This window comes from Pseudomonas sp. GW823-FHT04A03 (genome assembly GCF_058796615.1).
This window is the reverse complement of record NZ_JBXAIV010000014.1, coordinates 64,035-88,305: the sequence shown is the minus strand read 5'-3', so window position 1 is coordinate 88,305 and position 24,271 is coordinate 64,035. Positions and strand designations below refer to the sequence as shown.

The 24,271-nt window shown below is 61.5% G+C and carries 19 protein-coding genes; 12 read left to right on the top strand and 7 right to left on the bottom strand.

Annotation, left to right across the window (positions count from 1 at the left end; all coding sequences use genetic code 11):
* Positions 1 to 153 precede the first annotated feature (153 nt).
* The 3 genes from AC1Q9F_RS25785 (at position 154) to csrA (ending at position 1,690) form a co-directional block, all read left to right on the top strand.
* Positions 154 to 969, top strand: coding sequence for an SDR family oxidoreductase (locus AC1Q9F_RS25785; RefSeq protein WP_273898529.1), 816 nt, complete (start codon positions 154 to 156; stop codon positions 967 to 969).
* 64 nt (positions 970 to 1,033) lie between these two features.
* Positions 1,034 to 1,366: a YnfA family protein gene (locus AC1Q9F_RS25780; RefSeq protein ID WP_007950874.1), complete on the top strand. Its 333-nt coding sequence runs from the start codon at positions 1,034 to 1,036 to the stop codon at positions 1,364 to 1,366.
* A gap of 138 nt (positions 1,367 to 1,504) precedes the next feature.
* Positions 1,505 to 1,690 carry a carbon storage regulator CsrA gene (csrA, locus tag AC1Q9F_RS25775; protein WP_007950875.1) on the top strand — a complete coding sequence of 62 codons (186 nt, stop codon included), beginning with the start codon at positions 1,505 to 1,507 and terminating at the stop codon, positions 1,688 to 1,690.
* 6 nt (positions 1,691 to 1,696) lie between these two features.
* Here csrA and AC1Q9F_RS25770 read toward each other — a convergent pair whose 3' ends face one another.
* From AC1Q9F_RS25770 to AC1Q9F_RS25755, 4 genes are all read right to left on the bottom strand, one after another.
* On the bottom strand, positions 1,697 to 1,924 hold the full coding sequence (locus tag AC1Q9F_RS25770; RefSeq protein ID WP_003172962.1) for a YheU family protein: 228 nt from the start codon (positions 1,922 to 1,924) through the stop codon (positions 1,697 to 1,699).
* 59 nt (positions 1,925 to 1,983) lie between these two features.
* The gene (locus tag AC1Q9F_RS25765) at positions 1,984 to 3,174 is read right to left on the bottom strand and encodes an osmoprotectant NAGGN system M42 family peptidase (protein WP_007950879.1); all 1,191 of its coding nucleotides are present in this window, start codon (positions 3,172 to 3,174) and stop codon (positions 1,984 to 1,986) included.
* A gap of 61 nt (positions 3,175 to 3,235) precedes the next feature.
* Complete coding sequence (gene ngg, locus AC1Q9F_RS25760; RefSeq protein WP_179694135.1) at positions 3,236 to 4,981, bottom strand: N-acetylglutaminylglutamine synthetase; 1,746 nt, start codon at positions 4,979 to 4,981, stop codon at positions 3,236 to 3,238.
* Positions 4,982 to 4,984: 3 nt separating this feature from the next.
* On the bottom strand, positions 4,985 to 6,757 hold the full coding sequence (locus tag AC1Q9F_RS25755; RefSeq protein ID WP_492621221.1) for an N-acetylglutaminylglutamine amidotransferase: 1,773 nt from the start codon (positions 6,755 to 6,757) through the stop codon (positions 4,985 to 4,987).
* Positions 6,758 to 7,052: 295 nt separating this feature from the next.
* Here AC1Q9F_RS25755 and AC1Q9F_RS25750 point away from each other — a divergent pair, with 295 nt between their 5' ends.
* The gene (locus AC1Q9F_RS25750; protein ID WP_492621220.1) at positions 7,053 to 11,885 is read left to right on the top strand and encodes an NEL-type E3 ubiquitin ligase domain-containing protein; all 4,833 of its coding nucleotides are present in this window, start codon (positions 7,053 to 7,055) and stop codon (positions 11,883 to 11,885) included.
* A 12-nt stretch (positions 11,886 to 11,897) separates the two neighbouring features.
* Here AC1Q9F_RS25750 and mnmC read toward each other — a convergent pair whose 3' ends face one another.
* Complete coding sequence (mnmC, locus tag AC1Q9F_RS25745) at positions 11,898 to 13,877, bottom strand: bifunctional tRNA (5-methylaminomethyl-2-thiouridine)(34)-methyltransferase MnmC2/FAD-dependent 5-carboxymethylaminomethyl-2-thiouridine(34) oxidoreductase MnmC1 (RefSeq protein ID WP_492621219.1); 1,980 nt, start codon at positions 13,875 to 13,877, stop codon at positions 11,898 to 11,900.
* A 173-nt stretch (positions 13,878 to 14,050) separates the two neighbouring features.
* Between mnmC and pap the strand changes: the two genes are divergently transcribed.
* Both pap and AC1Q9F_RS25735 read left to right on the top strand, forming a co-directional pair.
* Positions 14,051 to 15,565, top strand: a complete 1,515-nt coding sequence (gene pap / locus AC1Q9F_RS25740) for a polyphosphate:AMP phosphotransferase (RefSeq protein WP_492621218.1) — start codon at positions 14,051 to 14,053, stop codon at positions 15,563 to 15,565.
* Positions 15,566 to 15,667: 102 nt separating this feature from the next.
* Complete coding sequence (locus tag AC1Q9F_RS25735) at positions 15,668 to 16,852, top strand: thiolase family protein (RefSeq protein ID WP_064383416.1); 1,185 nt, start codon at positions 15,668 to 15,670, stop codon at positions 16,850 to 16,852.
* On the opposite strand, the gene AC1Q9F_RS25730 is transcribed toward AC1Q9F_RS25735, so the two are convergent.
* Positions 16,849 to 17,049 carry a DUF6316 family protein gene (locus tag AC1Q9F_RS25730; RefSeq protein ID WP_492621217.1) on the bottom strand — a complete coding sequence of 67 codons (201 nt, stop codon included), beginning with the start codon at positions 17,047 to 17,049 and terminating at the stop codon, positions 16,849 to 16,851. The two genes, AC1Q9F_RS25735 and AC1Q9F_RS25730, sit on opposite strands and share 4 nt — an antisense overlap.
* A gap of 214 nt (positions 17,050 to 17,263) precedes the next feature.
* Here AC1Q9F_RS25730 and AC1Q9F_RS25725 point away from each other — a divergent pair, with 214 nt between their 5' ends.
* Positions 17,264 to 18,223, top strand: a complete 960-nt coding sequence (locus tag AC1Q9F_RS25725; RefSeq protein WP_492621216.1) for a DMT family transporter — start codon at positions 17,264 to 17,266, stop codon at positions 18,221 to 18,223.
* 122 nt (positions 18,224 to 18,345) lie between these two features.
* On the opposite strand, the gene AC1Q9F_RS25720 is transcribed toward AC1Q9F_RS25725, so the two are convergent.
* Complete coding sequence (locus AC1Q9F_RS25720) at positions 18,346 to 19,740, bottom strand: class II fumarate hydratase (protein WP_074688044.1); 1,395 nt, start codon at positions 19,738 to 19,740, stop codon at positions 18,346 to 18,348.
* A gap of 193 nt (positions 19,741 to 19,933) precedes the next feature.
* On the opposite strand from AC1Q9F_RS25720, the gene AC1Q9F_RS25715 reads away from it, so the two are divergent.
* From AC1Q9F_RS25715 to AC1Q9F_RS25695, 5 genes are all read left to right on the top strand, one after another.
* Positions 19,934 to 20,452 carry a DUF2059 domain-containing protein gene (locus tag AC1Q9F_RS25715; protein WP_085607251.1) on the top strand — a complete coding sequence of 173 codons (519 nt, stop codon included), beginning with the start codon at positions 19,934 to 19,936 and terminating at the stop codon, positions 20,450 to 20,452.
* A 12-nt stretch (positions 20,453 to 20,464) separates the two neighbouring features.
* Positions 20,465 to 20,764 carry a BolA family protein gene (locus tag AC1Q9F_RS25710; protein ID WP_007950896.1) on the top strand — a complete coding sequence of 100 codons (300 nt, stop codon included), beginning with the start codon at positions 20,465 to 20,467 and terminating at the stop codon, positions 20,762 to 20,764.
* A 117-nt stretch (positions 20,765 to 20,881) separates the two neighbouring features.
* Positions 20,882 to 21,823, top strand: coding sequence for an oxygen-dependent tRNA uridine(34) hydroxylase TrhO (gene trhO / locus AC1Q9F_RS25705; protein WP_207983603.1), 942 nt, complete (start codon positions 20,882 to 20,884; stop codon positions 21,821 to 21,823).
* A gap of 35 nt (positions 21,824 to 21,858) precedes the next feature.
* Positions 21,859 to 22,461: a DsbA family protein gene (locus AC1Q9F_RS25700; RefSeq protein WP_170929396.1), complete on the top strand. Its 603-nt coding sequence runs from the start codon at positions 21,859 to 21,861 to the stop codon at positions 22,459 to 22,461.
* Positions 22,454 to 24,271, top strand: a complete 1,818-nt coding sequence (locus AC1Q9F_RS25695) for an ABC transporter ATP-binding protein (protein ID WP_273898513.1) — start codon at positions 22,454 to 22,456, stop codon at positions 24,269 to 24,271. Before AC1Q9F_RS25700 ends, AC1Q9F_RS25695 begins: the two co-directional genes overlap by 8 nt.

The following is a 24,271-nucleotide window of genomic DNA, read 5'->3' as shown; positions in this document are numbered from 1 at the left end:
ATTCAATGTTTTTTTAAGGTATTTGGCTCGCGTGCTTATTTCGTTTGCTGTCGCGGTTTGCCCTCGCCATTCAGCAATCTGATGGAGCGTGGGTCGCTGCGGATCCTTCGCTACACTCCGCGCATCTTCCCCGGAACAACAAGGCTGTCTGCTATGCAAAATCGCATGATGATCACTGGCGCGGGCTCAGGCCTGGGTCGCGAAATCGCGCTGCGCTGGGCGCGTGAAGGCTGGCAACTGGCCTTGTCCGACGTCAGCGAGCCCGGCTTGCAAGAGACCTTGAAACTGGTTCGCGAGGCCGGCGGCGACGGCTTCATCCAGCGCTGCGACGTACGCGATTACAGCCAGCTCACCGCATTTGCCCAGGCCTGCGAAGTGAAACTTGGCGGCATCGACATTATCGTCAACAACGCCGGTGTGGCCTCGGGTGGTTTCTTCAGCGAGCTGTCGCTGGAGGACTGGGACTGGCAGATCGCGATCAACCTGATGGGTGTGGTCAAGGGCTGCAAGGCGTTCCTGCCGCTGCTGGAACAGAGCAAGGGTAAGATCATCAACATCGCCTCTATGGCCGCGCTGATGCAGGGCCCTGCGATGAGCAACTACAACGTTGCCAAGGCTGGAGTGGTGGCGCTTTCAGAAAGCCTGCTGATCGAACTGGCCCAACAGGAAGTCGGGGTTCATGTGGTGTGCCCGTCGTTCTTCCAGACCAATCTGCTGGATTCTTTCCGTGGCCCGACGCCGGCGATGAAAGCCCAGGTCGGCAAGTTGCTGGAAAGTTCGCCCATCACCGCCAGCGATATTGCCGACTACATCTACCAGCAAGTCGCAGCCGGCGAGTTCATGATCCTGCCCCACGAACAAGGGCGCATGGCCTGGGCGCTCAAACAGAAGAATCCGCAATTGCTGTACAACGAAATGACCGCGATGGCTGAAAAGATGCGCGCCAAGGCCAAGCAGAACAACGGCTGAACTTGCCCGGGGTTCGTCGCATCGTTAGGGTGGCCGCAACAGTCACCCTGACGAGATGTCTTGCATGCTCAATTACCTGTGGTTTTTCCTCGCCGCGCTGTTCGAAATCGCCGGCTGTTTCGCGTTCTGGATGTGGCTGCGCCAGGGCAAGAGTGCCTTGTGGGTGATCCCGGCGTTGATCAGCCTGACCCTGTTTGCGCTGTTGTTGACGCGCGTCGAAGCGACCTACGCCGGTCGCGCCTACGCCGCTTACGGTGGCATCTACATCATTGCTTCGATTGGCTGGCTGGCGGTGGTTGAGCGCATCCGCCCGCTGGGTTCGGACTGGATCGGGGTTGCGCTGTGTGTGATCGGGGCGAGTGTGATCCTGTTCGGACCACGGTTTTCCGCAAGCTGAATCTTGCAGCCCTGAAGGAAACGTCTGAAGGCTTGCGCGCCATGACGCGTAGGGAATGACTGAATTGCCCGGCGTGCATTGTAGGGCGGTCGAAACCCGCGCATCTTCAAGGCTCGCAAACCTTGAAGGACACCCCCCATGCTTGTACTCAGCCGTGTTGTCGGTGAACTGATTTCCATCGGCGACAACATCACTCTGCGCGTTCTGGCGGTCAACGGCTCCAGCGTGCGGTTCGGCGTCGAAGCGCCGGAGCAGGTCGGCGTGCATCGCGCCGAGGTCTACGAACGGATCCAGCGCAAACAGGCCAGCGGCAAGGGCCGCTGACCGTTTTCAGTCGAACAGGTGCTTGGGCACGTCGTGCTTGAGCATCAACTGGCATTGCTCGCTTTCCGGATCGAAGACAATCAGCGCCTGGCCTTTGGTCAGCGCCTGGCGAACCCGCAGCACGCGGGTTTCCAGCGGCGTGTCGTCACCGTTGTCGGTACCGTCGCGGGTGACGAAATCCTCGATCAGGCGGGTGAGGGTGTCGACTTCAAGCGCGTCGTGGGGAATCAGCATGGGCACCTCGGCTAAATCAATGTCGGGATGCTACGGCGAATGATCGCCGAGGGCCAGACTCAACTGTCCGAGCGTTGCCCCACCAGGCTGTCCACCGACGGCACACGGGTGTCGCTCTCCATCTGCGTTTCGTGTTCGATCTGATGACTGAAGCGGTCCAGTGATCCTGTGGCCGGTTGCGCGTCGCTGGCGAACACCGGCGGACTCAGAATGTACGCCCCGAGCAAGCGACTGAGCGCGGCCAGACTGTCGATGTGGGTGCGTTCGTAGCCGTGGGTTGCGTCGCAGCCGAAGGCGAGCAGGGCGGTGCGGATGTCGTGACCGGCGGTGACCGCCGAGTGGGCGTCGCTGAAGTAATAGCGGAACAGGTCGCGGCGCACCGGCAGTTCGTGCTCGCCGGCCAGACGCAACAGGTGCCGCGACAGGTGATAGTCGTACGGCCCGCCGGAATCCTGCATCGCCACGCTCACCGCGTGTTCGCTGGAGTGCTGGCCCGGCGCGACCGGGGCGATGTCGATGCCGACGAATTCGCTGACGTCCCACGGCAGTGCCGCCGCCGCGCCGCTGCCGGTTTCCTCGGTGATGGTGAACAGCGGATGGCAGTCGATCATCAACTCCTGGCCGCTGTCGACGATTGCTTTCAGAGCGGCCAGCAGCGCGGCGACGCCGGCCTTGTCATCCAAGTGGCGGGCGCTGATATGGCCGCTTTCGGTGAACTCCGGCAGCGGATCGAACGCCACCACATCGCCGACGCTGATGCCCAGCGAATCGCAATCGGCACGGGTCGCGCAGTAGGCGTCCAGACGCAGCTCGACGTGATCCCAGCTGATCGGCATCTCGTCCACGGCCGTATTGAAGGCATGCCCGGACGCCATCAGCGGCAACACACTGCCGCGAATTACACCGTTGTCGGTGAACAGGCTGACGCGGCTGCCCTCGGCAAATCGGCTCGACCAGCAGCCCACCGGCGCCAGGGTCAGACGCCCGTTATCTTTCACCGCGCGTACGGCGGCGCCGATGGTGTCCAGGTGCGCCGACACTGCGCGGTCGGGGCTGTTTTTCTTGCCCTTGAGGGTGGCGCGGATCGTGCCGCGACGGGTCATTTCGAAGGGAATGCCAAGTTCCTCCAGACGCTCGGCGACGTAGCGCACGATGGTGTCGGTGAACCCGGTAGGGCTGGGAATGGCGAGCATTTCCAGCAGGACTTTCTGCAGGTAGTTCAGATCCGGTTCGGGAATTTGGGTGGTCATGGAAACTCCTGTTGCGGGGCGTCATTCGCGCGTTGAACGCGGGAATGACGCTGAAGAGAGATCAAACGGCCGGCTGACTGTGCGGAAACAACAGATCGACAAACCGCTCGGCCGTCGGTTGCGGCTCATGGTTGGCAAGACCCGCCCGCTCGTTGGCTTCGATGAACACGTACGCCGGTTGATCCGCCGCCGGCACCATCAGGTCAAGGCCGACCATCGGGATCTCCAGCGCCCGGGCCGCGCGCACGGCGGCCTCGGCCAGGGTCGGGTGCAGAATCGCCGTAACGTCTTCCAGTGTGCCGCCGGTGTGCAGGTTCGCCGTGCGCCGCACGAACAGATGCTCGCCGGCCGGCAGGATGCTGCTGTAGTCGTAACCGGCCGCGTGCAAGGTGCGTTGGGTTTCGTGGTCCAGCGGGATTTTGCTTTCGCCACTGGTAGCCGCTTGCCGGCGCCGGCTCTGGGCTTCGATCAGCGCGCCGATGGAATGATGACCGTCGCCGACCACTTCCGCCGGCCGGCGGATTGCAGCGGCCACCACCTCGAAACCGATCACCAGAATCCGCAGGTCGAAGCCTTCATGGAAGCTTTCGAGCAGCACGCGAGTGTCGAATTGCCTGGCCGCTTCGATGGCCTGCTGCACGTCCTCGATGGTTTGCAGATCCACCGCCACGCCCTGGCCCTGTTCGCCATCCAGCGGTTTGACGACTACTCGCTGGTACTCGTCGAGGAAGGCCAAATTGTCGTCCGCATTCCCCGCCAACTGTTGTGACGGCACATTCAACCCGGCAGCTTTCAGCACGTTGTGGGTCAGGCTCTTGTCCTGGCACAGGTTCATACTGATGGCGCTGGTCAGGTCGCTCAGGGATTCGCGGCAACGCACCCGGCGCCCGCCATGACTGAGGGTGAACAGCCCGGCATCGGCGTCATCCACCTGCACGTCGATGCCGCGCCGATGAGCTTCCTCGACGATGATCCGCGCATAAGGGTTGAACTGCGCCTCCGGCCCCGGGCCGAGAAACAGCGGCTGATTGATGCCGTTCTTGCGCTTGATGGCGAACGTCGGCAGGTTGCGAAAGCCGAGTTTGGCGTAGAGGTTTTTCGCCAGGCGGTTATCGTGCAACACCGACAGATCGAGGTAGCTCAGACCCCGGCTCATGAAGTGCTCGATCAGATGGCGCACCAGCACTTCGCCGACACCGGGACGCGAGCACTGTGGATCGACCGCCAGGCACCACAGGCTGCTGCCGTTTTCCGGGTCGTTGTAAGCCTTCTGGTGATTGAGGCCCATGACGCTGCCGATCACCGCGCCACTGTCGTCGTCTTCCGCCAGCCAGTACACCGGGCCGCCTTGATGGTGCGGGGTGAGCAGGGTGGCATCGATCGGCAACATGCCGCGCGCTTGATACAGCTGATTGATCGCCTGCCAGTCCGCGTCACTTTGCGCACGGCGGATTCGGAAGCCACGAAACACACGGGTCGCCTGACGATAATCGCTGAACCACAAGCGCAGAGTGTCGGACGGATCGAGAAACAGTTGAGTCGGTTCCAGCCCGAGAATCTGCTGCGGCGCGGCGACGTACAAGGCAATGTCACGCTCGCCCGTCTGCTCGTTGAGCAGCTCCCGCGCAAGGCTGGCCGGATCGGGAAAAGTGTGGCCGATCAGTAACCGGCCCCAGCCGCAATGCACCGCAATCGGCTCGGCGGCCGGCTCGCTGCCGTCCTCGGCCAGACGCGCCTGCAAGCGCTCGTAAGACGGTGTCTGACCGCGCAGCAGCCGTTGGCTGTAAGCCGTGGCGTGAGGTTTCATCGATCAGATTCCTTGTTCGCTGAGCCACAGGTTCAGGGCCGCCAGTTGCCACAGCTTGGAGCCGCGCAGCGGGGTCAACTGGCCTTGTGGATCGGTCAGCAGTTTGTCGAGCATGGCGGGGTTGAACAGGCCGCGATCCTGACTCGGATCGAGCAGCAGTTCGCGCACCCAGTTCAGGGTATCGCCCTGCAAATGCTTGAGACCCGGCACCGGGAAGTAACCTTTCTTGCGGTCGATCACTTCGCTCGGGATGACCAGTCGCGCGGCTTCTTTCAACACCTGTTTGCCGCCGTCCGGCAGTTTGAATTTGCCGGGAACACGGGCCGACAATTCCACCAGTCGATAGTCGAGAAACGGCGTGCGCGCTTCCAGGCCCCAGGCCATGGTCATGTTGTCGACGCGTTTGACCGGGTCGTCTACCAGCATCACCGTGCTGTCCAGGCGCAGGGCCTTGTCGACCGCCGCATCGGCGCCGGGCTGTGCGAAATGTTCCTTCACGAAGTCGCCGGCGGCGTCATTCGCTGTCAGCCATTTCGGCTGCACCGTGGCGGCGTAATCGTCGTAGCTGCGGTCGAAAAACGCTTCGCGATAGGCCGCATACGGATCGGCCGCGCCGTCGACTTGCGGATACCAGTGATAACCGGCGAACAGCTCGTCGGCGCCCTGACCGCTCTGCACCACCTTGCAATGCTTGGCCACTTCGCGGGACAGCAGATAGAAGGCGATGCAGTCATGGCTGACCATCGGCTCGCTCATGGCGCGGAACGCGGCGGGCAGTTGTTCGATGATCTCTTTTTCGTCGATGCGCAGTTGATGGTGCTGGGTGCCGTAGTGCTTGGCGATCAGGTCGGAATACTGAAACTCGTCACCACGTTCGCCGCCGGCGTCCTGAAAGCCGATGGAAAAGGTCGACAGGTTTTCCACACCGACTTCGCGCAGCAGACCGACCAGCATGCTCGAATCGACGCCGCCGGAAAGCAGCACGCCGACATCCACCGCCGCCCGTTGGCGGATCGCCACGGCTTCGCGGGTGCTGTCGAGCACGCGGTCGCGCCAGTCTTCGAGAGTCAGGTTTTTCTCGTCGTCGTGTGGGCCGTAGGGCAGGGTCCACCAGGTTTTCTGCTCGGTGGTGCCGTCCGCTTCAATGCGCATCCAGCTCGCTGGCGGCAGTTTTTCGATGCCCGCCAGCAAGGTGCGCGGCGCAGGCACCACGGCGTGGAAATTCAGGTAATGGTTGAGCGCCACCGGATCGAGGATCGAGTTGATGTCACCGCCCTTGAGCAGCGCCGGCAGGGCCGAGGCAAAACGCAGGCGCTGGCCGGTGCGCGACAGATACAGCGGCTTCACACCGAGACGGTCGCGGGCAATGAACAGACGCTGGGCATCGCGCTCCCAGATCGCGAAGGCGAACATGCCGTTGAGTTTCGGCAGCAGCGCTTCGCCCCAGGCGTGATAACCCTTGAGCAGCACTTCGGTGTCGCCGCCGGAGTAGAACGCGTAACCGAGCGCTTCAAGTTCGGTACGCAGTTCCGGGAAGTTGTAGATCGCGCCGTTGAAGGCCAGGGACAAGCCCAATTGACTGTCGATCATCGGCTGCGCCGAGCCGTCCGACAGGTCCATGATTTTCAGGCGACGATGGCCCAGGGCAATCGGCCCTTGGGCATGGAAACCCCACGCATCAGGGCCGCGAGGGGCCAGGTGATGGGTGATTCGCTCGATGGCTGCAAGGTCTGCAGGTTGTTGATCAAAACGTAACTCGCCAGCTAATCCGCACATAAAGTCCTTACCGGTTTTCCGTTGGGGAGGGTGTCGCTGCACCGCGCCGAAATGGCCGGTACTCAGAAACTGACCCGGCTCGGATGTGGGAGTTTTAGAACGATCAGTTATAAGCATGTTGGTCTGACCGGTGGCCCATTAACAGCCTGGGTGAAGGGGGAGGTAGTAGATAAGTATTCGAAACATACGGATTGCTGGTTGTTTCCCTGCCGGAACGGGCAGTTATTCGTGTTTTTTATTCGGCGGCGGGATCGATAGGGTGAAGGGACTCAACAGCAATAAAGGAATATTGCCCATGTCCACTACCCCCACGTCGATCACACCGGTCGCCCTTACGGAAAAACAGAAACTGAGCTTTTTACTGGAAGCCACTGGCGATCTGGACACCGCCACGGCGTTGCAGAAAAACTTCCCCTCCGTGCTGCTCAAAACCAGTGCCGACACATTGGCGGCACTGGACAAGACCGCCCGTGACCTGCACGTCACCCAGGCCCGGGTCGAGAAAGATCTGAGCCAGTTGCAATCACTCAAGAGCTTTTGCATCGCCCAGCTGAATTGCGCCCTGACCAAGCGCTGGACGGCGGTGTTCGATGTCGAGAAAGACCATCTGGAGTTGCCGGGAAGCTATTGCGGTTGCGAGGCGGTGACCCCGCCAGGAGGCTCAGAGAAGGTCATTCCGCCCGCTACCCCGACGCTGCTGGAAGCGGCGATGCAGAATTTCACCGAAGACGAGGCGCAAGCCGATCATTTTCCCGAAGGCAGTGCAGTGCGTATTGCCAGCCAACCTGATGGTGTTCCCGGCCTTACCCCGGCGGCGTTCGCCGCGCTCTGTCGGGAGCTGGATCTGGGGCAGCAGTACCAGACGCATTTTCAACAGGTGTTTGGAGTCAAGGAGGTTGATGGCAGCAAGGTCGCCACCGGTCCGATGGTTCGCAATATCACCGTGATGAAAAAGCAGATGCTGCAACTTGATCTGCACCTTGCGCGGATGAAGGAACATGTTTCCGAGGAGGGTTTTCAGACCGTTCAGCGTTTGATTGATGCCGGTGGCGTCGTCGATGCCCAAAGCCTTCAGTTCAAAGGGCGGCCGCTGATCATGCAGGGCATTGAAGCGCTCGACAGTTGCCTGTGGGGTGTCGTGGTGTTCTCCGAAAAATCGGTAGAGCTGGACCCCGATCAATGGTGCCTGGTCTACATGCCCGGCGAACCCGACCAGCCGTTGTACGAATACACCAGCTTCACGGCATTCGTCGCGTACCTGGAATTCAAACTGGGGATGGGCAGTTACAAGAGTTATTTCACCCAGTGCATTGGCGAGGTCGACAAGGTCGACTTTTTCAAGACGTTTGCCGACACCGACAGCCTGGGGCACCTCAAACAACTGGAAGTGACCGGTGCGTTGTTCGACTTCATGCTCAAGAGCCATGTCGGCAAGTTGCAACTCGATGCCCGTGCGCTTGCCGTACCGACGGCCGATGTCGATGAGGAGGCGCGCAAGAAACGGTTGATCGAATATCTGGAGCTCGGCATGACGATCGCCAACGTGGCGGGGTTCGTCGTCCCGGTCCTGGGGCAATTGATGATGGGCGTCGCCATTGGACAAATGCTCGCGGAGGTATACGAAGGAGTCGAGGACTGGAATCGGGGGGATCGTCAGGAAGCCTTTTCACACTTGCTCAGTGTCGCGGAAAACCTCGCGCTGATGGCCGCTGTGGGCGCCGGGATCAAGGTCCTGAAGTCACTGGCGATCAAGACCGTTCAAAAACACCCGGATTTCTTTCAGCCGTTCACCGCCATTCTCGATCGCAGTGGCCAGACCCGATTGTGGAAGCCGCAACTGAAAGCCTACGAACAACCGTTACCGGCAAGGGAGGGAGTCGAACCCGACGCAACAGGCTTGTATCAGGTCGATGGCAAGCGCTTCGCTCGCATCGACGATAGAACCTACGCCGTGGCGCTGGATCCGGTTTCGAAGACCTGGCGCATTCAACACCCTGTCCGTGCACAGGCTTATGCGCCAATCCTCAAGGCCAGTCGGCACGGAGGCTGGCGTCATGCCTCGGAGTCGAGTGCACAGTGGTCCGGGGCCTATACCCTTAAACGCATCGATCCTCGGCTGGCGCGCTTCGAAGACAGTCGCCTGGAGATGATGCGGCGCCTGACCGACACTCGATTTGATGAGCTGCTACGCCTGAGCGATGACAGCTTGCCAATAACGCCTCGCTTGCGGGACATGATCGACCGGTTCGGTCTGGAACGCAGAATGGGTGACTTCGTTGCCGCCATGGAGCGCGGCGAAGCGGCCGATGCGCGACACGTCCAGGAGCAGTTGCAGACGCTGCCAAGGCTTTCCGGCTGGCCGCAGGATCGCTATATCGAGGTGGTGGATGAAAACGGAAAAATCACCGAGACCTTTCCTCCCGGCTCGATTGAAGATGACACCCTGAGCGTCATTGTCAGCAAGGCCCAACTGGAAAAGGGCGAGTTGCTGCAGACCGTCATCGACGGCTTGTATTCCAGGGAGGTGGAGGCTCTGGTCGGTTCGAACGTTGCGCCGACCGACCAAGGGGTGAAGCTGGCAAAGGTCATCGGCGCGGCCGTCAAGGCGGATCGTCGTTCAACCTTCGACCATCTCTATCGGCGCTACGACCAGACGCTGGACAGCGAGGTGCTCAAGACCAGAACGGCCTATCCCGAGGTGCCGACGCGTTACGCACAGGAACTGATCCGTCAGGCTTCGAGTGTCGAACGCGCGCTTTTGCGCACCACCGGACGAGTGCCCATGGGCATTGCGCAACGGTTGGGCGAGGCCACGAGCCATGTTCGCCTGGATCGGGCGCTGACAGGGTTCTACCTGGTTGAAGTCGCCAATGCCGATACCGAAAAACTGGCCATCGGCCTGTTGCCGCAACTCGACGGTTGGGATCCGCAGCTTTACCTGGAGTTGCGGGCCCGGTCCCTCAAGGGAGACCTGCTTCAGACCCTTGGCAAGAAGCCGCTCACTGGCGCAAATTCGCTGACGCTGGTCAGGCTCGACGGCAGCTATGAGGCGTTCGACAGCCAGGCTCGATCAATCGGCAAAACGCAGGGACCGGACAGCCTCTATCAGGCGATTCTCAAAGGTCTCTCTCCTCGCCAGGCCAAGGCGATCGGGCTGGCAGCGGCCAAGCCCGAAGACGGCTGGCGCTTGCGTAGTCGCTTACTCGATAGTGCTCTGGATGAACGCGAGGGCTGTAACCGCTTGTTGAACGGCGAGCAATTTGCGCCACCGGTGCCCGAATCCTCTTGCGTGCTTGCCGACCCACCCGCCGGGACCTCGAATCATCCACAACGTCTGTTGCGCAAGGTGAAAAAACTCTACCCGCTGTTTTCCGACACACAGGCCCGGGAGTTTCTTGATCAGTTGGGCAGCGATCACCTGACGCGTGCACTTCGGGTCAGGCAATTGCAGGATGACCTGGAGCGCCTGCGCGCGGCACTCGATACCTGGATGGACGATGCCGTGGCCATCAGGGCGCAGGGCGGCGTGCTGAGCGAGGTGCGTGAGTGCCGGCATCTTGTCGCATACGAAATCGAAGACAGTTTCCGCCGGCTGGTTTTTCTGCCCGACGAGCTCTACCGCCCGGTGTATGGGTTGAAACTCGATGGCATGCGGTTCGGCAAGCTGCCGATCCTGCCACCGGGGCTCAGCTTCGACCACGTCCGGCACCTGTCTTTGCAAAACATGCACCTGGACAACGATGTCGCTTATTTCCTCAAGGCTTTCAAGAATCTCGAGACCCTCGAGATCGGGCGCAACCGACTAACACAGTTGCCCGAGATGGTCTCCCTGATGCCGAACCTCAGACGTTTGGGGCTGGGGCAAAACCGGATTCAGTTGACCGAACAGGCCCTGGTGAAACTTTCGCGGATGCGCGGTTTGCAGAGTCTGGATCTCAGTGAAAACCCTCTGGGGGCCACGGTTGATGTCAGCGGGATGTTTGAGCTGACTGATCTCAGCGTACGCAATACCCGAACCACTGAGTTGCCCAAGGGCTTGCAGCGTCTGCCGTCTCTGGACCGGGTAGACCTGCGCGACAACGAGATTCGTGACCTGCCGCAGTGGCTGTTTGAAACACCGCGGCGCTTCAGCGAAACGATCAATCTGCGCAACAACCCGATTTCCGCTCTCAGCGGTACTCATCTGGAGAACTACCGCAAGAAAGTCGGTGTCGGCATGGGGTATCTGGAAAACGATATCGCGCGACTCGACGAGCATCAGGCGCGTTCGATCTGGCTGACCGAAACCGGGGGAACCGTCGGTTCCAGACGCCAGCAGACATGGAACGCCATCAACGACGATCCGATGGCTGAAGGCCTGTTCCATTTGCTGGCGGAGCTGGGCAACACCGCTGACTCCGAATACGTGCGCGAGGATATGTCCAGACGCGTCTGGTCGGTTCTGGAGGCAACGCGGGCAGATGCCGAACTGCGCGAGCAGATCTTCGATCTGGCAGCCAACCCGATCAACTGCACCGATAACGCCGCGCTGAACTTCAGCCATCTGGAGGTCGCAGTCCACGTGCGCAGGGTGTTGCGGGTATCCGGAGGGCGACAGGTTCCAGCACCAGTCCTGATGAAGCTGGCCCGAAGCTTGTTCCGGCTTGAACAAATCGATTTGATCGCGACGGAGCACGCCCGGGACCAGGGATCATCCGATCCTCTGGAAGTGAACCTCGCCTATCGCACGGGGCTGGCGCGAGCGTTCGACTTGCCCGGGCAGCCTTCGCACATGCGTTACGGTGAGCTCGCGGAGGTCACCGGCGATGATTTGGTAGCGGCTATTCGTCGAGTCCAGACGGCTGAACTGTCTTCCACCTGGGTGGATTTTCTGGTTCGTCAGCCGTTCTGGAGCGATTACGTGAAAAACAGCTTTGCGCAACAGTTCGACAAGGCCCGGGAGCCTCATCAAACGGAGATTGAGGCGTTGTTCGACAAGGCTGAGGAGCTCAGCTCTGCCGACTACCTGAGTGAAATGAACCTCTGTGCCAGCCGGTTGAAGCAGACCGAAGATGCCTTGTTGCATCGGTTGACCTTGCAGGTGACAGAACTGATCGAGCGGGGGACTTGCATTTCGCCCGGTGACTGATTGTGTTCAGGTTCACTTGCCGCGAATCAACTGGCGCAGGGCAAAGCGGTTGGGATGGCAGGCCTCGGCCACGGCTCTGGGCAGCGGCAGCGGTTCGTTGTCCAGCCACGCGGCCAGCAACTCGCCAGACAATGGCGCAGTGATCAACCCGCGCGAACCGTGACCACTGTTGACGTACAGGCCGTCCAGCCATGGGCAGGGAATGTCCGGCACTTGCCGGGCATCCTTGCTCAAGGCGCGATACGCCTCGGTAAAGGCTTCGCGATCGGCGAGCGGGCCGACAATCGGCAGGTAATCGGGGCTGGTGCAACGGAAGGCGGCGCGACCTTCAAGGCTGTCGGCGTCGAGTTCGCTGATGTGCAGGCGCGCGACCAGATCCGTGGAGATCTCTTCGAGCATCGCCAGATTGCCCAGGTGTTCGGCGGCGGTCGGGGTCAGGTCGTCGCTGTTGAAATCGAAACTGGCGCCGAGGGTGTGCTCGCCCGAGCGTGCCGGTGCGACGTAACCTTCGGCGCATACGACGGTGGCCAGCGCCTGGCTTTGTGCTGTTTGCGTCAGTCGGGTGATCTGCCCGCGAATGCGCTTGAGGGGCAGGTCGGCGCTCTGGGCAAAACGCTTGATTTCGGCTGCACCGGCCAGCACCACGACGGGCGCAGTTGCGATCAATCGTTCACCGTCGAAGGCCTGCCACTGACCGTCGATTTTGCGCAGCTCAACGGCTTCCTGATGGGTGAGCAGCGTGACGCCCGCTTGTGCGGATTGCGCCTGACACAACGCCGGCGGATGCACCCAGCCGCACTCGGGATAATACAAACCGCCGTGGGCCAGACCGATCCCGGCACGGGCCTGCGCTTCGGGTTGATCGAGCCAATGCAAAAGGTCTTCGGGAAACGCGGCCGCCAGTTGCGCCTGACGCTCGCGTTCCTTTTCATTGAACGCCAGTTGCAGCACGCCGCAGTCGTCCCAGTCGGTGCCGCGTTGCAGGGTTTCCAGCAGACGTCGGGTGTAGCCGAAACCGCTGACGATCAACTGCGACAGTGCGGTGCCGTGGGCGGACAGTTTCAGGTACAGCACGCCTTGGGGATTGCCCGACGCTTCTTGGGCCACCGAGCCATGTCGCTCCAGCAGACTGACCTGCCAGCCCCGCGCCGCGAGGCTGGCAGCGGTGGCGCAACCGGCCAGACCGGCACCTATCACCAGGGCGCGACGCTCACCGCTAAGCGGAGTCGGGCGGGCAAACCACGGTTTGTCCGCTGCGGGCAACGGAACATCTTGCGGCCAGCCGAGAAATTCGCCGCGCAGGATCTCCCACTTGTGACCGATGCCCGGCGTGCGCTTCATCTTGAAGCCGGCGGCATTCAGCAGGCGCCGAACCCAACCGGTGCTGGTGAACGTGCTGATAGTCGAGCCGGGCGCCGCCAATCTCGCCAGTTCGGCGAACAGTTCGGCAGTCCACATCTCCGGATTTTTCGCCGGGGCGAAACCGTCGAGAAACCACGCGTCGATCTGGCCGTCCAGTTGCGGCAACTGCTCCAGCGCGTCGCCAATCAACAGCGTCAGGGTCACGCGACCGTTGTCCAGAACAATACGCTGGAATCCTTGATGAATTGCCACGTAATGCTTGAGCAACTGATCCGAGAATTGCTTCAGATCGGGCCACAACGCCAGCGCCCGTTGCAGGTCGGCAGGGCTCAACGGAAACTTTTCGACGCTGACAAAATGCAGCCGCGCACCGGCCACCGCATGCTGTTCGAACAACTGCCAGGCGCAAAGAAAATTCAGCCCGGTGCCGAAGCCGGTTTCACCGATCACCAGTCGCCCACCCGCCGGCAGCGCGGCGAAGCGCTCGGCCAGACGGTTCTGTTCGAGGAACACGTAGCGGGTTTCATCCAGCCCCGACTGGTCGGAAAAATACACATCGTCGAACACTCGCGAACGCGGGCGTCCCTGGTCATCCCAGTCGAGTTGGGCGTGGGGCATTACAGGTTTCATGGCAGGCTCGGCAACGACAAGGCGGCCATTCTAGCCGATCACGCAGGCGGCGCTTGATCCATGGCAAGCCTTGCCGACGATCACTCAAGGACAATCCGCCGCCGACTGGAATTTCTGTGCCGCGTCAGAGCCCAATCCGCTAGTCTTGCTGAATCCTGGAAGGAGCCGTCCCTATGTTCGAATCCGCTGAAATCGGTCACGCCATCGACAAAGACACCTACGAAGCCGCCGTGCCCGCCCTGCGTGAAGCGTTGCTTGAAGCCCAGTTCGAGTTGCAGCAGCAGAAGCGTTTCCCGGTGATCATCTTGATCAACGGCATCGAAGGCGCCGGCAAGGGCGAGACGGTGAAGTTGCTCAACGAATGGATGGATCCGCGCCTGATTGAGGTGCGCACCTTCGATCAGCAGACCGATGAAGAGTTGGCGCGACCACCGGCCTGGCGCTACTGGCGGATGCTGCCAGCCAAGGGGCGGATGGGGATTTTCTTCGGCAACTGGTACAGCCAGATGCTGCAGGGCCGGGTGCACGGCCTGTTCAAGGATCCGCGACTGGATCAGGCGATTGCCGGCGCTGAGCGCATGGAAAAGATGTTTTGTGATGAAGGCGCGCTGATCTTCAAGTTCTGGTTCCACTTGTCCAAGAAACAGATGAAAGCGCGGCTCAAGGCCCTGGCCGATGACCCGCTGCACAGTTGGCGCATCAGTCCGCTGGACTGGCAGCAATCGCAGACTTACGACAAGTTCGTCAAATACGGCGAGCGCGTGTTGCGCCGTACCAGCCGCGATTACGCGCCATGGCATGTCATCGAGGGTGTCGACCCGCACTACCGCAGCCTGACGGTCGGCAAGATTCTGCTTGAAGGCCTGCAAAACGCGCTGAAGCGTCCCGATGTGCATCCGCAGGCTGTCAGTGCCCAGCCACTGGGGACGTCGGTGGATCAGTTGAACCTGCTCGACAGCCTCAACCTGAATCAGCGTCTGGAAAAGAAAGACTACGAAGAACAACTAATCACCGAACAGGCGCGGCTGTCCGGCCTGATGCGCGACAAGCGCATGCGCCGGCATGCGCTGGTGGCGGTGTTCGAAGGTAACGATGCGGCGGGCAAGGGCGGTTCTATTCGCCGGGTGGCGGCGGCGCTCGATCCGCGCCAATACAGCATCGTGCCGATTGCCGCGCCGACCGAAGAGGAGCGCGCGCAGCCGTATCTGTGGCGGTTCTGGCGGCACATTCCGGCGCGAGGAAAATTCACCGTGTTCGACCGCTCCTGGTACGGCCGAGTGCTGGTGGAGCGGGTCGAAGGCTTCTGCAGCACCGCCGACTGGATGCGCGCCTACGGCGAAATCAACGACTTCGAAGAGCAACTCGCCGACGCTGGCGTGATCGTGGTCAAGTTCTGGCTGGCCATCGACAAGGACACGCAGATGGAGCGCTTTCAGGAGCGCGAAGAAATCCCGTTCAAGCGTTTCAAGATCACCGAAGACGACTGGCGCAACCGTGACAAGTGGGACGCCTACCGCGCCGCCGTGGGCGACATGGTCGACCGCACCAGCACCGAAATCGCGCCGTGGACCCTGGTCGAGGCCAATGACAAGCGCTGGGCCCGGGTCAAGGTGCTGCGCACGATCAACCGGGCACTGGAAGAGGCTTTCGAGAAGTCCGACAAGCGAGCCAAAAAGCACAAAGACTGAACCGATGGGCCCGCATACGCGAGGTGAATGATTGTCGCCGTCGGCGATTGGGTGGACTTATGCTCGGTCCACTCTCAACCGACTGCAACAATGAGGTATGCCATGCGTGAAGTGGTGATCGTCGACAGCGTACGGACCGGCCTGGCCAAGTCCTTTCGCGGCAAGTTCAACCAGACCCGTCCCGATGACATGGCGGCCCATTGCGTCAATGCGTTGCTCTCGCGCAACGACATCGACCCGGCCAGCGTCGAGGACTGCATCGTCGGCGCCGGTTCCAACGAAGGCGCCCAGGGCTACAACATCGGCCGCAACGTGGCGGTGCTTTCGCAATTGGGCACCGGCACGGCGGGCATGACCCTCAACCGTTTCTGTTCGTCAGGCTTGCAAGCGATTGCGATTGCCGCCAACCAGATCGCGTCGGGTTGCAGCGACATCATTGTCGCCGGCGGCGTCGAGTCGATCAGCCTGACCCTGAAAAGCGTCAACACCGATCACCTGATCAACCCGTTGCTCAAGCAGCAGACCCCCGGCATCTACTACACGATGGGCCAGACCGCCGAAGTGGTGGCGCGCCGTTATGGCGTCAGCCGCGAGGCGCAGGATCGCTACTCGCTGCAAAGTCAGATCCGTACCGCTCAGGCGCAGGCTGCCGGTCTGTTCAACGATGAAATCGTGCCGATGGCGGTGAAGTATCGCGTTGAAGACAAGAACAGTGGTGAAGTGCAGATCCTCGACGGCATCGTCGATCGCGACGACTGCAACCGCCCGGACACCACCTATGAAAGCCTCGCCGGATTGAAACCGGTGTTCGCCGAGGACGGTTCGGTGACCGCCGGCAACTCGTCGCAGTTGTCCGATGGCGCCTCGATGACGCTGGTGATGAGCCTGGAAAAAGCCCTGCAACTGGGGCTGAAACCGAAGGCGTTTTTCCGTGGGTTCACCGTGGCCGGTTGCGAGCCGGACGAAATGGGCATCGGCCCGGTGTTCTCGGTGCCGAAACTGCTCAAGGCCAAAGGCCTGCAGGTGGCGGATATCGATCTGTGGGAATTGAACGAAGCGTTCGCCTCGCAGTGCCTGTACGCCCGTGATCGTCTGGAAATCGACAACGAGAAGTACAACGTCAACGGCGGCTCGATTTCCATCGGTCACCCGTTCGGCATGACCGGGTCACGGCAGGTCGGGCATCTGGTGCGCGAGTTGCAGCGGCGCAATCTGCGTTACGGGATCGTGACCATGTGCGTGGGCGGCGGGATGGGCGCGACCGGGTTGTTCGAGGCGGTGCGCTAGACCGGCCTGCCAGAATCCATCAATTGCATCCGCGCGATGTACGCGCGGATTTCCTGCTCGGCTTTCTCGGGGCTTTCGAACGGCCCTTCGAGGGTGTTTTCCCGGGTGCTGAAATACAGTTCGCCGTTGACCCGGCACACGCGGTCGCTGCGAAAGTGCGTGGCGGGGGCGGTGTCCTGGGCGCGCATGGCTAACATGACGGGTCTCCTTGGTGAGTGATGTCCCGGGCTGGATCCAATCAGCTTATGCCTGAACCACTTACCTTGCCCGGGCAGCCGATCAACGGCCCATCGTCAATTTTCTGCTGCGACCTGCACAGTTTCATTTGCGGCTGGAGCGTAACTGTCCCTGTGTCGGGCAGGGTCTGTGCGCCTAGAATGAGCGCTCCTGTCTCTGGCGCTTGGGGTTCACATGCACGTTTCATCGGGTCGTTGGGTGTACGGCATGTTCCTGGCGTTGTTGACGGCGTTTCTGTGGGGAATTCTGCCGATCAAGCTCAAGCAGGTGCTGGTGGTGATGGACCCGGTCACGGTGACCTGGTTTCGCCTGCTGGTGTCCGGTGGCTGTCTGTTCATTTATCTGGCGGCGACCAAGCGGTTGCCGAGTCGCAAGGTGCTCGGGCCGAAGGGCGGCTGGCTGGTGCTGATGGCGGTGCTCGGGCTGGTGGGCAACTACGTGCTGTACCTGATGGGCCTGAACCTGCTCAGCCCCGGCACCGCGCAACTGGTGGTGCAGATGGGGCCGATCATGTTGCTGATCGCCAGTCTGTTCGTGTTCAAGGAACGCTTCAGTATCGGTCAGGGCATTGGTCTGGCGGTGCTGTTGATCGGGTTCGCGCTGTTCTTCAATCAGCGTCTGGCGGAATTGCTCACGTCTTTGTCTGATTACACCGCTGGCGTGTTGTTGGTGCTGCTGGCGTCGACGGTCTGGACGTTCTATGCGTTGGGGCAGAAGCAACTGCTGACAGTGTGGAATTCGTTGCAGGTGATGATGGTGATCTATCTGTTCTGCGCCATGTTGCTGACGCCTTGGGTGCATCCGCTCGAAGCACTGTCGCTGAGCCCGTTGCAGGGCTGGCTGCTGCTGGCGTGCTGCATGAACACCCTGATCGCCTACGGCGCATTTGCCGAGGCGCTGGCGCATTGGGAGGCTTCGCGGGTCAGCGCGACACTGGCAATCACGCCGTTGGTGACGTTCGGTGCGGTGGCGGTGGCTGCGGGGGTGTGGCCGGAATATGTGCATGCCGAGCAAATCAATCTGCTGGGGTATGGCGGGGCGGTGCTGGTGGTGCTGGGGTCGGCGCTGGTGGCGCTGGGGCCTTCGCTGATTGCCGGGCTCAAGGCCCGGCGGATGCGCATAGCAGCAGGTTAACCGAGTCATCGTTCTTCGCGAGCAAGCCCGCTCCCACTTTTAACCGCATTCCTCATATGGGATTGCGGTCAAATGTTGGAGCGGGCTTGCTCGCGAAGACTGACTTACAGATGCTGATGATCTCAGCCCTTGGCCCCTGCCTCGATCATGTTCTCCGGCCGCACCCAGGCATCGAACTCTTCATCGGTCAGATAGCCCAGCTCCAGCGCCGCTTCGCGCAAGGTCTTGCCTTCGCTGTAGGCCTTCTTGGCGATTTCCGCCGACTTGTCGTAGCCGATGTGCGGGTTCAGCGCCGTCACCAGCATCAGGCCGCGTTCCAGATGTTTCGCCATAACTTCGGCATCCGGTTCCAGCCCGGCGATGCAGTGCTGCTGGAAGTTGCTGCAGCCATCGGCCAGCAGGCGGATCGATTGCAGCAGGTTGTGGATGATCACCGGTTTGAACACGTTCAGTTGCAGGTGGCCCTGGCTGGCGGCAAAACCGATCGCCACGTCGTTGCCCAGCACTTGGCAAGCGAGCATCGACAGCGCCTCGCACTGGGTCGGGTTGACCTTGCCGGGCATGATCGAACTGCCTGGCTCGTTGGCCGGCAGGCGCACTTCGGCAAAACCGGCACGCGGACCGGAACCCAGCAGACGCAGATCGTTGGCGATTTTCATCAGCGCCACAGCGAGGGTTTTCAGGGCGCCGGACAGCGTGGTCAGCGGCTCATGGCCGGCGAGGGCGGCGAATTTGTTCGGTGCGGTGACGAACGGCAGACCGGACAACGCCGCCAGTTCAGCGGCAATCGCTTCGCCAAAGCCATGGGGCGAGTTGAGCCCGGTGCCGACAGCGGTGCCGCCCTGTGCCAGCTCGCAGACCGCCGGCAACGCTGCGCGGATCGCCCGTTCGGCGTAATCCAGCTGCGCTATGAAACCGGAGATCTCCTGGCCGAAGGTGATCGGCGTGGCGTCCATCATGTGGGTGCGGCCGGTCTTCACCAGTTTCATGTGCCGCGCCGACAGTTCAGCCAGACCGCCCGACAGCTCGGCGATGGCCGGCAGCAGTTGGCCTTGCACCGCTTGCGCGGTGGCGATGCTCATCGCAGTGGGGAAGCAGTCGTTGGAGCTCTGCGAGCGGTTGACGTGATCGTTGGGGTGCACCGGCGTCTTGCCGCCGCGCGGGTTGCCGGCCAGTTCGTTGGCGCGGCCGGCAATCACTTCGTTGGCGTTCATGTTGCTTTGGGTGCCGCTGCCGGTCTGCCAGACCACCAGCGGGAATTGGTCGTCATGCTGGCCGTCGAGCACTTCGTCGGCGGCCTGTTCGATCAGGCGGGCGATGTCGGCGGGCAGGTCGCCGTTGCGGTCGTTGACCCGGGCCGCGGCTTTCTTGATCAGGGCCAGGGCGTGCAGTACCGGCAAGGGCATGCGTTCCTGGCCGATGGCGAAGTTGATCAGCGAGCGTTGCGTCTGAGCGCCCCAGTAAGCGTCGTCCGGGACCTCGATCTGGCCCAGGCTGTCGGTTTCGATACGGCTCATCGTGCACACTCCTGTTGGTCTGTTTGCGCAGTTTAGGCCGGTGCCGGCCCGGGTGGTTCCCTTCGGCCGATTGTTGACCGGCAAATCCCCGCCAATCAAGCGCGGCAAGGCCCGGGGGTTGAGCCGCAGCGTTATTCAGGCGCAGAATGGTCGCCCTTGGGGTTTTACCTCGCCTAGCTGAAAAGGAAACTCGATGACTCGTCTTCGTGCCATCTGCACCGCGGTTGCCCTGGTTTGCGCCAGCGGCCAGGTGCTTGCCGATACCGCCAGCCACAACGCCAGTGCCGAAGCTTTCCTGACCCTGGCACACGCTGACAAGCTGGGCACTCCGGTGTACATGCAGGTTCAGCAGATGTTCGCCCAGCGTTTTGAACAGACCAAGGCGCCGGAATCCAAGAAAGCCGTTCTGGATACCTACCAGGCCAAGGCCAACGCCGCTCTGGACCAAGCCATTGGCTGGAACAAGCTGAAACCGGACATGGTCAAGCTCTACACCACCAATTTCAGCGAATCCGAGCTCAAAGACCTGGTCGCGTTCTACCAGTCGCCACTGGGCAAGAAAGTCCTGGAAAAAATGCCGCAGCTGACCCAGCAATCGGCCCAGATGACCCAGGCCAAACTGGAAAGCGCCGTACCGGTGGTCAACAAGCTGCTGGACGACATGACCAACGAGCTGGCTCCGAAAGGCGCGGCTCCGGCCAAGAAGAAGTAAGCGGAGTTCGTGATGACCATGCAACAACGCATCGAATCGACGCTGGCGCTGCTTCAGCCTGAGCATCTGCAAGTGCTGGACGAAAGCCACATGCACAGTCGCGGGTTGCAGACCCACTTCAAGGCAGTGGTGGTCAGTGCGCAGTTCGAAGGCCTGAACCGGGTCAAGCGCCACCAGAAAGTCTACGGCACGCTCGGCGAGCTGATGGGCGAGTTCCATGCGTTGGCGCTGCACACCTACACCCCGCAGGAATGGGCAGAGACAGGCGTCGCTCCGGCGTCGCCGACCTGTGCCGGCGGCAGCAAGCATTGAGCCTTGCAGCAATGAACTGAGGTTTTTTGCTAGAATCCGCAACGCGCCGCTCACCCGGCGCGTTTTTTTTCGCATCCGGTTCACCCTTTACGAGGGTAGCCACCTGGAGAAATACCCATGACACAACCGATTGTCGTGGCGGCACTGTACAAGTTCGTCACCCTCGAAGATTACGTCAACCTGCGCGAGCCTCTGCTGCAAGCGATGGTCGACAACGGCATCAAAGGCACCCTGCTGATCGCCGAAGAAGGCATCAACGGCACGGTTTCCGGCAGCCGTGAAGGCATCGACGGCCTGCTGGCCTGGCTGCGCAACGATCCGCGCATGGTCGATATCGACCACAAGGAATCGTACTGCGACGAGCAGCCGTTCTACCGCACCAAGGTCAAGCTCAAGAAAGAGATCGTGACCCTGGGCGTCGAAGGCGTCGACCCGAACAAGAAGGTCGGCACCTACGTCGAACCGCAGGACTGGAACGCGCTGATCAGCGACCCGGAAGTGCTGCTGATCGACACCCGCAACGATTACGAAGTCTCGATCGGCACCTTCGAAGGCGCCATCGATCCGAAAACCACCAGTTTTCGCGAATTCCCCGACTACATCAAAGAACACTTCGACCCGGCCGTGCACAAGAAGGTCGCGATGTTCTGCACCGGCGGCATTCGCTGCGAAAAAGCCTCGAGCTACATGCTCGGCGAAGGCTTCGAAGAGGTTTACCACCTCAAGGGCGGCATCCTGAAGTACCTCGAAGAGGTGCCGCAGGAAGAGACCAAATGGCAGGGCGACTGCTTCGTCTTCGACAACCGCGTCACCGTGCGTCATGACCTGAGCGAAGGCGACTACGATCAGTGCCATGCCTGCCGCACCCCGGTCAGCGTTGAAGATCGCGCTTCCGAGCATTACGTGGCCGGCATCAGTTGCCCGCACTGCTGGAACTCCCTGAGCGAGAAGACCCGCCGCAGTGCGATCGACCGCCAGAAGCAGATCGAACTGGCAAAAGCGCGCAACATGCCGCACCCGATCGGCTACAACTATAAGCAAGCATCCACCGAGGCTTAATCATGTCTGCACGCCTGCTCTATGTGATGGATCCGATGTGTTCGTGGTGCTGGGGATTTGCCCCGGTGGCCAAGGCATTGGTGGAGCAGGCGCAGGCAGCCGGGGTGGAACTGCACCTGGTGGTCGGCGGGTTGCGCACCGGGAGCGGTGCGGCGCTGGAACCGACTACCCGGCGCTACATTCTCGAACACTGGCAGGCGGTCACCGAGGCGACCGGCCAGCCGTTCAAGCTGGAAGGCGCGTTGCCGGACGGTTTTGTCTACGACACCGAGCCTGCCTGCCGGGCCATCGTCACCGCGCGCAGCCTGGCGCCGGATTGCGCGTGGAAACTGGTCGGGTTGATCCAGCACGCGTTCTACGCTGAAGGTCGCGATGTCACTCAGGCCAGCGTTCTGGTGGAACTGGCAGAGCAGGCCGGCGTCCCGCGCATCGAATTTGCTGCCCTGTTCGATCATGCCGATCAACACAAGGCGACCCAGGCCGATTTCAGTTGGGTGCAGGATCTGGGCATCGCCGGATTCCCGACCCTGCTCGCCGAGCGCAACGGCCAACTGGCGTTGCTGACCAACGGTTACCAGCCGCTCAGTGAACTGTCGCCGCTGCTCGGGCGATGGCTGGAGCGCGCGGCCTGTGTCTGACCCTGCCGATGACACGCCAGCCGTCAAGCGTGTCGACCGGCTGAGCTGGGCTGAAGTCCGGCGACTGGCACTTCATCACAAAAAATCCCTGTGGATCGCCAACGGCGTGGCCGTACTGGCGACGCTGTGCAGCGTGCCGATTCCGCTGCTGTTGCCGTTGCTGGTGGACGAAGTCCTGCTCGGCCACGGCGATGCCGCGCTGAAAGTCATGAACCATGTGCTGCCCTCGATGTGGCAGCAAGCGGCGGGCTACATCGGCCTGATGCTGGTGGTGACGCTGACCCTGCGTTGCAGTGCCCTGTGTTTTGGCGTGTTGCAGGCACGGTTGTTTGCGCGACTGGCCAAGGACATCGTTTATCGCATTCGCGTGCGTTTGATTGAACGACTCAAACGGATCTCCCTCGGCGAATACGAAAGCCTGGGCAGCGGCACCGTTACCACGCACCTGGTCACCGACCTCGACACCCTCGACAAGTTTGTCGGCGAAACCCTCAGCCGTTTTCTGGTGGCGATGCTGACGCTGGTCGGCACCGCCAGCATCCTGATGTGGATGCACTGGAAACTGGCGCTGCTGATCCTGCTATTCAACCCGCTGGTGATCTACGCCACCGTGCAGTTGGGCAAGCGGGTCAAGCACCTGAAGAAACTGGAGAACGACAGCACCTCGCGCTTCACCCAGGCGCTGAGCGAAACCCTCGATGCGATCCAGGAAGTGCGTGCCGGCAACCGGCAGGGTTTCTTCCTCGGAAGACTCGGTCTGCGGGCTCAGGAAGTGCGCAACTACGCGGTCAACTCGCAGTGGAAGACCGATGCGTCCAACCGCGCCAGTGGTTTGCTGTTCCAGTTCGGTATCGACATTTTCCGCGCAGCGGCGATGCTCACGGTGCTGTTCTCCGACCTGTCGATCGGCCAGATGCTCGCGGTGTTCAGCTACCTGTGGTTCATGATCGGCCCGGTGGAACAACTGCTGAATCTGCAATACGCCTATTACGCCGCGGGCGGTGCGCTGTCGCGGATCAACGAACTGCTGGCCCGTGCCGACGAGCCGCAATATCCCGGCGGCGTCGACCCGTTCAAGGGCCGCGATACGGTCGGGATTCAGGTGCAGGGTCTGAGCTTCGGTTACGGCGACGAACTGGTGCTGGATCAGTTGAACCTGTCCATCGCGCCGGGCGAGAAAGTGGCGATTGTCGGCGCCAGTGGCGGCGGAAAAAGCACACTCGTGCAATTGCTGCTGGGCCTATACACGCCGCTGGCCGGCACGATCCGTTTTGGCGGATCGACCCAGCAGGAAATCGGCCTGGAAACGGTTCGGGAAAACGTCGCGGTGGTGCTGCAACATCCGGCGCTGTTCAACGACACCGTGCGTGCCAACCTGACCATGGGCCGTACCCGCAGTGACGAAGCCTGCTGGCAGGCACTGGAAATCGCCCAGCTCGAACCGACCATCCGCGCCTTGCCGGACGGCCTGGACAGCATCGTCGGCCGCTCCGGCGTGCGCCTGTCCGGCGGCCAGCGCCAACGGCTGGCCATCGCCCGGATGATCCTCGCCGAACCCAAAGTGGTGATCCTCGACGAGGCGACCTCAGCCCTCGACGCCGCCACCGAATACAACCTGCACCAGGCCATGGCGCGCTTCCTCAATGGTCGCACCACGCTGATCATTGCTCACCGCTTGTCGGCGGTGAAGCAGGCAGACCGGGTGCTGGTGTTCGACGGCGGGCAAGTGGCCGAGGATGGCGACCACCAGCAACTGATTGCCGATGGTGGGTTGTACGCCAAGCTGTATGGGCATTTGCAGCGGTTGTAG

Excerpts from the sequence above, each read along its gene's own strand:
- pap (WP_492621218.1), top strand. The coding sequence starts at position 14,051 with ATGTTCGAATCCGCTGAAATCGGTCACGCCATCGACAAAGACACCTAC.
- AC1Q9F_RS25765 (WP_007950879.1), bottom strand. The coding sequence starts at position 3,174 with ATGACCACCCAAATTCCCGAACCGGATCTGAACTACCTGCAGAAAGTC.
- AC1Q9F_RS25730 (WP_492621217.1), bottom strand. The coding sequence starts at position 17,049 with ATGTTAGCCATGCGCGCCCAGGACACCGCCCCCGCCACGCACTTTCGC.
- AC1Q9F_RS25710 (WP_007950896.1), top strand. The coding sequence starts at position 20,465 with ATGACCATGCAACAACGCATCGAATCGACGCTGGCGCTGCTTCAGCCT.
- trhO (WP_207983603.1), top strand. The coding sequence starts at position 20,882 with ATGACACAACCGATTGTCGTGGCGGCACTGTACAAGTTCGTCACCCTC.
- AC1Q9F_RS25700 (WP_170929396.1), top strand. The coding sequence starts at position 21,859 with ATGTGTTCGTGGTGCTGGGGATTTGCCCCGGTGGCCAAGGCATTGGTG.
- AC1Q9F_RS25780 (WP_007950874.1), top strand. The coding sequence starts at position 1,034 with ATGCTCAATTACCTGTGGTTTTTCCTCGCCGCGCTGTTCGAAATCGCC.
- ngg (WP_179694135.1), bottom strand. The coding sequence starts at position 4,981 with ATGAAACCTCACGCCACGGCTTACAGCCAACGGCTGCTGCGCGGTCAG.
- AC1Q9F_RS25750 (WP_492621220.1), top strand. The coding sequence starts at position 7,053 with ATGTCCACTACCCCCACGTCGATCACACCGGTCGCCCTTACGGAAAAA.
- AC1Q9F_RS25725 (WP_492621216.1), top strand. The coding sequence starts at position 17,264 with ATGCACGTTTCATCGGGTCGTTGGGTGTACGGCATGTTCCTGGCGTTG.
- AC1Q9F_RS25720 (WP_074688044.1), bottom strand. The coding sequence starts at position 19,740 with ATGAGCCGTATCGAAACCGACAGCCTGGGCCAGATCGAGGTCCCGGAC.
- mnmC (WP_492621219.1), bottom strand. The coding sequence starts at position 13,877 with ATGAAACCTGTAATGCCCCACGCCCAACTCGACTGGGATGACCAGGGA.
- AC1Q9F_RS25755 (WP_492621221.1), bottom strand. The coding sequence starts at position 6,757 with ATGTGCGGATTAGCTGGCGAGTTACGTTTTGATCAACAACCTGCAGAC.
- AC1Q9F_RS25785 (WP_273898529.1), top strand. The coding sequence starts at position 154 with ATGCAAAATCGCATGATGATCACTGGCGCGGGCTCAGGCCTGGGTCGC.
- AC1Q9F_RS25715 (WP_085607251.1), top strand. The coding sequence starts at position 19,934 with ATGACTCGTCTTCGTGCCATCTGCACCGCGGTTGCCCTGGTTTGCGCC.
- csrA (WP_007950875.1), top strand. The coding sequence starts at position 1,505 with ATGCTTGTACTCAGCCGTGTTGTCGGTGAACTGATTTCCATCGGCGAC.
- AC1Q9F_RS25770 (WP_003172962.1), bottom strand. The coding sequence starts at position 1,924 with ATGCTGATTCCCCACGACGCGCTTGAAGTCGACACCCTCACCCGCCTG.
- AC1Q9F_RS25735 (WP_064383416.1), top strand. The coding sequence starts at position 15,668 with ATGCGTGAAGTGGTGATCGTCGACAGCGTACGGACCGGCCTGGCCAAG.